The organism is Micromonospora sp. NPDC048835, from assembly GCF_040649995.1.
Classification (GTDB): domain Bacteria; phylum Actinomycetota; class Actinomycetes; order Mycobacteriales; family Micromonosporaceae; genus Micromonospora.
Genome location: NZ_JBEZGM010000017.1, coordinates 156,544 through 165,890 on the forward strand (window position 1 = coordinate 156,544; position 9,347 = coordinate 165,890).

Below are 9,347 nucleotides of genomic sequence, written 5' to 3' on the forward strand. Positions count from 1 at the left end.
GGCCGGTGAAGACAGGAGCCGACATGCGTGCAGAGGTGGCCGAAGGCGCCACTCCCGAGTCCAGCCGTAGCCGGCACACGGCCCGACGGTTCCGGCACCTGGTCATCTGCATCGCGCTCACCGCCCTCGCCTTCCAGCAGGCCCCGGGCCAGGTCGTCCCCGACACCAAGGTCGACCTGAACGTCAACCCGGCCGGGTGGCTGCTCCGCTCGCTGCACCTGTGGGACCCCACCGGCACGTTCGGCCAACTCCAGAACCAGGCGTACGGCTATCTCTGGCCGATGGGCCCGTTCTTCCTGCTCGGCTCGGAGGCCGGCCTCGCGCCGTGGGTGGTGCAGCGGCTGTGGTGGGCGCTGCTCTTCTGCGTCGCCTACCTCGGGGCCGTGCGCCTGGCGGGCCGGCTGGGCATCGGAACGCCGGCCGGGCGCATGATCGCCGGTGTCGCCTTCGCGCTGTCACCCCGCATCCTCACCCAGCTCGGCTGGTCGTCGGTGGAAGCCTGGCCCAGCGCCGTCGCCCCCTGGGTGCTCATTCCGCTCGTCGGTCTCGCTGCCGGCACGCGACTGCGACGCCCCGTCGCCGCGTCGGCCCTCGCCGTCGCCTGCGCCGGTGGGGTCAACGCCACCGCCGTCTTCGCGGTGGTGCCACTGGCCCTGCTCTGGCTCGCCACCGTCCAGCCCGTACGCCGCCGGGTCACCGCCGTCGCCGCCTGGTGTGGCGCGGTCGCCCTGGCCACCGCGTGGTGGCTGGTTCCGCTGCTGGTCCTCGGCCGCTACAGCCCACCCTTCCTCGACTACATCGAGACCGCCCGGAACACCACGAGCGTCACCGACGCGGTGACCACGCTGCGCGGCGCCTCCTACTGGGTCGCCTACCTGGCCTCGCCGTTCGGGCCGACCATCCCGTCCGGGGCGCGACTCGCCAACGAGGCGGTGCTCGTCGCCGCCACCCTGGCGGTCGCCGTCCTCGGTGTCCTGGGGCTGTCCCGACGCGGGATGCCGCACCGCCGGTTCCTCGTCACCGGTCTGGTGCTCGGCGTCGCGCTCGTCGGTCTCGGGCACGTCAGCGACCTGCCGAACATCCTCGCCGGGCCACAGCGGGAGTTCCTCGACGGCGTCGGCGCACCCCTGCGCAACGTGCACAAGTTCGACGTCCTGCTCCGCCTGCCCCTGTGCCTGGGCCTGGCGCACCTGATCGGGTTGGTCGTCCGGGCGGCGCGCACCGCTCCCGAACGGCACCGCCCGAGAACCGTCGCGCGCGCCTGGCTGACCGCCGGCGCCGCGATCGTCGCCGTCACCGCGGTCGCCACGCCGGCCCTCGCTGGTGGTCTCGCCACCCCGGGCAGCGTGAAGGAGGTGCCCGGCTACTGGCACGACGCCACCGACTGGCTCGACGCGAACGCGGGCCGCGGACGGGTGCTCGTCGTACCCGGGGCACGATTCCCGTCGTACGACTGGGGCAACACCACCGACGAGATCACCCAGCCGCTGCTCAACAGCCGGTGGGCGGTACGCAACGCCATCCCCTTCACCCCACCGACCACGATCCGGCTGCTGGACGTGATCGAGTCGACCCTCGCCACCGGCGCCGGATCGACCGGGCTGGCGGATCTGCTGGCCCGATCGGGGATCAGCCACGTCCTGTTCCGCGCCGACCTCGACCACGGCCGCTCCGACACGGCCCGCCCGGCGGTGGTCCGACAGGCGCTGGAACGCTCACCCGGGTTGACCCGGGTCACGTCCTTCGGCCCGCTGCGCGGGGGGCCCTCGTCCCCGGACGAGTTCCGTGACCACGGGCTCGACGTGCCGGTCCGGGCACTCGAGGTCTACCGGGTCGACCGGCCCGTCGAGCCGGTGGTCGCCTACGACAGAGCCGACGTGACCACGGTGGTGGGCGGGCCCGAGTCACTGCTCGACCTGGCCGCGGCGGGGCAGCTCGGCCCGGCGCCCACCGTCCTGGCCGGCGACGCGCCGACCGGCGACGTCGTCGGACCGGTGGCGATGACCGATGGGCTGCGCAGGCGCGACGTGTCGTTCGGCGGGTTGCGGGACAACACCTCCCAGACGCTCACCGCCGACGACACCTTCGAGAAGAGCGCACCCGCCCACGACTACCTGCCCGAGTGGGGGGCACAGCACGCCACCGTCGCCCGTTTCGACGGCATCAGCGCGATCCGCACCTCCACCGCCCGCTCGCAGGTCGACGCCCCCGGCGGTGCCCGACCGGAACACCAGCCGTACGCGGCGATGGACGGCAACCCGGCGACCTCCTGGCAGTCCGCACCGTACTCGCCGAGCGACAGGCAGTGGATCGAAGTCGGCCTCGCCAACCCGACGACCGTCACCCGGGTCGAGGTGTGGTTCGACCTGAAGGCCGACGCCCTACCCACGACGGTGACGGTCAGCGCCGGGCACGGAAGCCGCACCGTCGAGCAGTTCAGCGACCACATGGTGTTCGAGTTGCCCGCCGTACACGCCACCCGCGAGGTGCGGATTTCGATCGACGGCGCGTACGACCTGCGCCCGTTCGGAAACGGGTCGGTCGGCATCGCCGAGATCAAGATTCCGGGCATCCGGACCAGCCGCACCCTGGTCCTGCCCACCGCACCGGTCACCGACCGCCCGGCGACCGTCGTCGCGTCGGCGGCACCCACCACGCCTGCCTGTTTCTCCGTCGACGGGCACCCACGCTGCTCCACCGACGCCATCCGTGGTTCCGAGGACGCGTCCACGATCGACCGGACCCTGACCCTGCCGACGGCCGGCGCGTACGACGCCAAGCTGTGGGCGCGGCCGACGGCCGGCCCTGACCTGGACAACGCCATCGACAAGCTGGTGACCGACGCGCAGCCACTGCGCCTCGCGGCGCAGATCAGCGCCTCCTCGACGGCGGTGCCCGACCCGACCGGCCGAGCCGGGGCGGCGCTCGACGGGGACGTGGCCACCAGTTGGTCACCGGCGATCGACGACGAGGCGCCGATCCTGCGCCTCAAGTGGCTCAAGCCGCAGACCATCACCGGGCTCCGCTTCTCGGTCGACGACAAGACGGCCGCCACCCGTCTCGGCAGTGTGCGGGTGGTCGGCGACGACGGCTTCCGCAGCAGCCTGCTCGGCGACGACGGGCTGCTCCGCCTGGACCCGCCGATGCGGACCGACGAGATCACCGTCCAGTTCCTCGACAAACCGTCCGCCACCAGCACCGACCCGTACAAGCTGCGGTTGCCGGAGCGGCTGCCCATCGCGGTCGGCGAGGTGACGGTGCTACCCGGAGCACCCACCGTCGCACCGCGCCTCGACACACAGCTTTCGCTTGCCTGCGGATCGGGCCCGACGCTCCAGGTCGGCGCGGCACGGGTGACCACCACCCTGCGCGGCACGCTCCGCGACCTGCTCGAGATGCGCGAGATGGCGGTGACGCCGTGCGGCCGGGACAGGACCAGGCCACTCGACCTGGGCGGCGGGGAACAGCGCGTCGTCGCCACCGCGAGCGAGTTGGCCGCACCCACCAGGCTCGCCCTGGTGCCGCGGACCCCCACGCCGTCGCCGTCGGCGGCCGCAAGCGCCACCGAGATCGAATCCTGGGCGGCCACCGAGCGACGGGTACGGGTGGCAGGTCACCCCGTCGACCGGGTGCTCGCCGTGCGGGAGAACACCAACACCGGCTGGCAGGCGACGCTCGGCGGGCGGACGCTGAAACCACTCGTGGTGGACGGGTGGCAGCAGGGCTGGATCCTCCCCGCCGGGGCCTCCGGTGAGGTGCTGTTGCGGTTCACCCCGGACACCCCGTACCGGGCGGGGCTTCTCCTCGGCGGCATCCTGCTCGCGGTGGTGGTGCTGCTCGCGGTGCTGCCCGCCCGAACGCCCACCGGGCGAACCTCGGCGACGCCCGTCCGGGGCGGGCGACGCCGGGTCACCCGCTCGCTACCGCTGCTGGCGGTCGGGGCCGGTGCGCTCGTGCTGTCGAGCGGCCTCATCGGTGGTCTGCTGGTCGCGGCGGGGTTCATGCTGGCCGTACCCGGCCCACGCCGCCTGCCCTGGCTGGCCGACCCCCGTCGGGCCAGGACCATCAGCCGGGCCGTCGAGACGTGGCTCCCGGGTGGGCTCGTGCTGCTGGCCGGGTGGCTCTACCTCGAATCGACCCGGCGGAACACCGACGGGCTGCTGCAACTCACTGTCGTCGTCGCCCTGGGTGCCCTCTGGCTCTCCACCACCGCCCGACGACGGCCCGTACGCCGGGCCAGGCCGACCGCCGCGAGCCCGGCCGTCGCGGGACCGACGCCGGAGACGGCCGAGCAGACCCCGCCGGCCACGGCTGGGGCGCCGACGCCGGGCCAGGCGGCGGACCCGGTCGACGGGCAGCTTCCGACCTTCTCCGAGATCACGTGAGCCCGCTACGCCCCGTCCGTCGGGCGAGGACAGCCCAGACCGAGCTGGCACGCGGTCGGAGTACGGGCCTCGGAACCGCCGGGGTCAGCGTCACCCTGGCCGGGGTCCTGGTCAACGGCCTGGCCTACCTGGTGCCGGTGCTGGCCGCCCGGCGGCTCGACCCGGCCGAGCTCAGCGCGCTCGCTGCCGCTCTCGGGCTGGTGGCGATCGCCGGTGTGCCCGGGCTCGGCCTGCAACTGGCCGTCGCCGTGCACCGCGCCCGGCACGGTGCCTCCGACACTCGGCGGCTCACCGCGGTCACCGCCGCGGTGTGCGCGGGAGCCCTCCTCGCGGCGACACCACTGCTGGTCACCGCCCTCGATCTCCCGGTCGAGGTGCCCGCGCTGCTGGCGGTGACCACCGCGGCGATCGTGCTCTCCTCCCGGTCCCTCGGAGAGTTGCAGGGCGGGCAGCGCTTCGTACGACTCGCCATCGGGATGGCCCTGCTCGCCACCGGCCGGTACGGGGGCGTGATCGTCGGGTTGCTGCTCGGCGCGGGGCCGACCGGCGCCCTGGCTGTCGGCGCGTTGACCTGCGCCCTCACCCCGCTGGTGCTGGCCCGCCTAGCCCGCGGGCCCGAACGGTCGTCGACCACAGCACGGCTGACCGCCGCGCAGGTCGTCGCCGGTTGCGGTGCGACCCTGGCGATGCTCGTCGTCTCCTACGCCGACCTGCTGCTGGCCCGGCAACTGCTGTCCCCGTCGGACTCCGGGGCGTACTCGGTCGGCACCGTTCTGAGCAAGGGCGCGCTCTGGGCACCGCAGGTCGCCGCCGTCCTCGCCCTACCGCGGCTGGCCCGCGGTGACCGGCGCAGCCGAACGGTCGCGCTCGCGGTGACCGGCGGATGCGGCGCGGTGCTGGTCCTCGCCTCGACCCTCGCCGGAGGGCTCGCCTTCCGCTTCGCCGGTGGAGCCGACTACGACCACCTGGGCCGGTACGCGCCCCTCTTCGCTGCGATCGGCGCGCTCTACGCGGTGACGTTCGTGCTGCTCAACGACCGCCTCGCGGCGGGCGCGCGCTTGGCGGCGGCACCGCTGTGGGTGGGCGTGGCCGGGCTGGTGGCAGTCACCGCGACCCTCCGGCCGCACAGCGTCCCCGGTCTCCTCCATGCGGCACTGGGCACGGCCATCGTCACCACCGGGCTGATGGCGGTGGCCACCCGGCGGTCAGCTAGCCCTCCGCCAGCCAGTCCGCAAGCAGGCGGTGGTCTATCGCGTCCACCCGACCGAGTGGACGGCCCGAGGCTGCCCGGTCCCGCAACTCCGCCCGGGTGAACCAGCGGGCCGCGAGCAACTCCTCACCGTCCACGCGTACCTCGTCGGTGGTGGCGGTGGCCCGGAAGCCCACCATCAGGCCGGCCGGGAACGGCCACGCCTGCGATCCCTGGTAGGTCACGTCGGTGACGGTCACGCCCGCCTCCTCGGCCATCTCCCGACGGACCGCGTCCTCCAGGCTCTCGCCGATCTCGACGAAGCCGGCGAGCGTCGAGTACGCGTCCTCGGCCGCTCCCGCGTGCCGAGCCAGTAGACAGCGCCCCGACCTACCGGGCGCCTCGACCAACACGATGATCGCCGGCTCGATCCGGGGGAACAGCAGACGTCCGCACTCCGCGCCGGTGCAGGTCCGCAGATGCCCGCCGCCGCCGGCGACCGCCGCCGCGCCGCACGTCCCGCAGAACCGCTGCTGCCGGTGCCAGTGCAACAGACCCCTGGCGTACGCCTGAACTGCCGCGTCACCAGGTTCGAGCCGCCCGACAAGTGCCCGCACGTCGACGGATCGCACCGCGCCGGCCATCTCGACGGCGGACCGCTCGGGGAGTGCGGACAGGTCTGCGGCGAACACGGCGACGTCCCCGTCGAGCCCCAGAAAGACAGTCTCGCTCGCGGCAGATCGCACCAGCGCCGCCCGGTCCGCGCCGAGCCGAACCGGCCCGTGGCCGTCGACGAGACAGCGGTCCCGCCACATCGGCAGCACCACGGTGGCCGCCTCGGTGAGCAGCGCACTCACCCGCGTCGAATCGGTCCGCAACGGGCTCGCCCGATCCAGCCAGCCGCCGCCGTACGCCAACACCCGCTCCGCAGTGCCCACCCGGCCACCGTGCCACGTTGGTGTCCCGCCGTCGGCACCACCCCCCTGTTGCCGCGACACACCGAACGACACGCGTAGCAGCGCCTGGCGGGCACAGCCCGCAGGGACGGCCGAGCATTGGTTACCGTAGGTGCCTCCGGGAGGGAGGACCTCCCGCGGCACCCTGGCGATCGAGGTTGCAGTGACGCTGTACGGCGAAAAGAGTCCACCCGCCGACGACCGGCCCACCGTGCGGGTCACTGCGGTCACCTGGCCGGACGATGGACCTACATCAGCCACGACAGCCACCGCCGAAGCGCCGGGCGGCGGCGGTTCGGGCCGGCCGCGTCGGGTGCGGATGCTGCTCGCCGTCGGTCTCACCGCGGGCGTCCTCGCCGCCGTGGCGGGTGCCGGCGCCTGGGCGTACGCCGGTGACGTTCCCCGTGGGACAAGCGTGCTCGGCACCGAACTGGGTGGCCGCAGCCGTGCGGACGCCGACCGGGAGTTGCGGGCGGCGCTGGACCGGCGGGCGGCGGCGCTCGCCACCCCGTTGAAGGTCACCGTCGACGGGCGCACCGCCGAGATCAACCCGGCCGACGTGGGGCTGGGCGTCGACGTGCCGGCGACCGTCGCGGCGGCGGCCGAGGCCGACGCGCACCCGGTCAGCCGGCTGGTCGGCTCCCGCACCGTGGAGCCGGTGGTGACAGTCGACGAGGGCCGGTTGGACGACGCGCTCCGCAAGGTGCTCGGCGACCAGGCCCAGGGCATGACGATGCCAGCGATCACCTACAAGGGCACCACACCGAAGGTCGTGCAACCCAGGCCCGGGCTGGCCCTGGACCCGCAGCGCTCCGCCGAGGTGGTCCGCACGGGCTGGCTGGCCGGCGCCCCGGTGACGGTGCCCCTGGTGGAGACCCACCCGGCGACCACCCCGGAGGAGTTGGACCGGCTGGTCGCCGAGCTGGCGAAGCCGGCGGTCGCCGCACCGGTCACCCTGCGCACCGACAAGGGCTCGCTGACGATCCCGCCTGCCGCGATCGCGAAGAGCCTGCGGTTCGGCGCCGACAAGACCGGCAAGCTCACCCCGTCGGTGGACGTCAAGCGGCTGCGGGCGGCGCTCGGCGACAAGATGGCCGCCATCGAGGTCGCACCGAAGGACGCCACGATGGCGATCACCGGCGGCCGGCCCGTCGCCAAGGAAGGACGATCCGGGCAGCAACTGGACAGCGCCGCCCTCGGTCGGGACCTGCTGGCCGTGCTGCCGAAGGCCGACGGCCGCGAGGTCGCCGGCGAGTTGAAGGCGGCGCCGCCCCAACTGACCGGGGAGAAGCTCGCCGGCCTGGGCATCAAGGAGCGGGTGTCCACCTTCACCACCCGGTTCACCGGGGGCATGGCCTCCTCGCGCAGCCAGAACATCGCGACAATCGCGAAGAAGGTGGACGGCACTGTCGTGCTGCCCGGCAAGACGTTCTCGCTCAACGGTCACACCGGTGAACGCGGCTACGCCCAGGGCTACCGAGACGCACCTGTCATCCTCGACGGCAAGTTGGTGCCGGGTGTCGGGGGTGGCACCTCGCAGTTCACCACCACGCTCTTCAACGCGACCTACTACGCCGGCCTGGAGGACGTCGAGCACAAGCCACACTCGTACTGGTTCGACAGGTACCCGGCGGTCATCGAGTCGACGATCTTCTGGCCGAACCTGGACTTCAAGTTCCGCAACAACACCAAGTACGGCGTCCTCATCGACACGTCGTACACGTCCAGCTCGATCACCGTCTCGATCTGGAGCACGAAGATCTACGACAGCGTGAAGACGGAGTACGGGCCACGCCGCAACATCACGACGCCGAAGCAGATCCACCTGCCCGCCGGCCCCTCGTGCATCGAGACCAACGGGATCAACGGCTTCACGCAGGACGCGTTCCGGGTCATCAAGAAGGGCGGCGCGGTCGTCAAGCGGGAGAAGTTCACCTGGCGCTACGACGCGGAGCCCCGCTACGTCTGCGGTCCGAAGACGTCCTGATGTCCCGCCCGCTCCGGGTCCGAGCGGATTTTGGGGTCAACTCAGGTCTGGAGTCAGCTCGGCGGCGTTGTCGCCGTACTCATTGCGCTTGCCGCCCTGTGGAGGCAGCGGCACAGCGCGACTCTCCTGCACCCGGATCTCGGCCCGGACCCGGTGCGCCGCGGGGTGCCACATCTCCTCGAACGGTCCCATGACCTCGCCACCAATGCCACGACGACGGACCCGGGACGCGAGCCACCAGAAGATGCCCAGGACCGCCGCCACGCAGCCCACGAACACCACAAATATCAGCACCTCATCCACACGCCGAGCCTAGCCATCGGCACCGAGCCAGCCCTGAACCACCGCGATCTTGCACTTTCGGTTGCCGCAATGCCCCCTATCAGCCGGTTTGTCGCCGCAGAATCTGCAAGATCGCGGGGGTGGGGGGTATCAGAGGGGCCTGGGGCGATACACCGGACAGACAATGCAGTCAGGGAACGCAGATAAGCCCACCCCGTGATGGGGTGGGCTTATCTGAAAGATTGTCCGGCGGCGTCCTACTCTCCCACACCCTCACGAGTGCAGTACCATCGGCGCTGGAGGGCTTAGCTTCCGGGTTCGGAATGTAACCGGGCGTTTCCCCTCCGCCATGACCGCCGTAACTCTATGAACATATCAAACAACCCCGGGCAAAAATTCACGGGTGTTCGCTCGTTCAGAGTTGCACAGTGGACGCGTAGCAGCTTAGTAGTCAAGTCCTCGGCCTATTAGTACCGGTCAACTGAACCCGTTACCGGGCTTACATTTCCGGCCTATCAACCCAGTCGTCTAGCTGGGGGCCTTACCCC

At 72.2% G+C, this 9,347-nt stretch carries 5 protein-coding genes and 2 rRNA genes; 3 read left to right on the forward strand and 4 right to left on the reverse strand.

The annotated features are described in order from the left end of the window. Positions 1 to 23 precede the first annotated feature (23 nt). The gene (locus AB0C15_RS21415; protein ID WP_357354470.1) at positions 24 to 4,385 is read left to right on the forward strand and encodes an alpha-(1->3)-arabinofuranosyltransferase; all 4,362 of its coding nucleotides are present in this window, start codon (positions 24 to 26) and stop codon (positions 4,383 to 4,385) included. Positions 4,386 to 4,429: 44 nt separating this feature from the next. Next, entirely contained in the window at positions 4,430 to 5,698 is a 1,269-nt protein-coding gene (locus tag AB0C15_RS21420) for a polysaccharide biosynthesis protein (protein WP_357354499.1), read from the forward strand. On the opposite strand, the gene nudC is transcribed toward AB0C15_RS21420, so the two are convergent. Further along, entirely contained in the window at positions 5,595 to 6,512 is a 918-nt protein-coding gene (gene nudC, locus AB0C15_RS21425) for an NAD(+) diphosphatase (RefSeq protein ID WP_357354472.1), read from the reverse strand. The two genes, AB0C15_RS21420 and nudC, sit on opposite strands and share 104 nt — an antisense overlap. A gap of 181 nt (positions 6,513 to 6,693) precedes the next feature. Here nudC and AB0C15_RS21430 point away from each other — a divergent pair, with 181 nt between their 5' ends. Then, positions 6,694 to 8,517, forward strand: a complete 1,824-nt coding sequence (locus AB0C15_RS21430) for a VanW family protein (protein WP_357354474.1) — start codon at positions 6,694 to 6,696, stop codon at positions 8,515 to 8,517. 36 nt (positions 8,518 to 8,553) lie between these two features. Here the strand turns inward: AB0C15_RS21430 and AB0C15_RS21435 are convergent, their stop codons facing one another. The 3 genes from AB0C15_RS21435 to AB0C15_RS21445 all read right to left on the reverse strand — a co-directional run. After that, the gene (locus AB0C15_RS21435) at positions 8,554 to 8,820 is read right to left on the reverse strand and encodes a hypothetical protein (protein ID WP_357354476.1); all 267 of its coding nucleotides are present in this window, start codon (positions 8,818 to 8,820) and stop codon (positions 8,554 to 8,556) included. A 223-nt stretch (positions 8,821 to 9,043) separates the two neighbouring features. After that, positions 9,044 to 9,160 (reverse strand): 5S ribosomal RNA (gene rrf / locus AB0C15_RS21440). A gap of 86 nt (positions 9,161 to 9,246) precedes the next feature. Continuing rightward, positions 9,247 to 9,347 (reverse strand): 23S ribosomal RNA (locus AB0C15_RS21445); the annotation flags it as partial.

What these genes read in the sequence shown, in the direction of transcription:
- AB0C15_RS21415 (WP_357354470.1), top strand. Translation starts at nt 24, where the DNA reads ATGCGTGCAGAGGTGGCCGAAGGCGCCACTCCCGAGTCCAGCCGTAGC.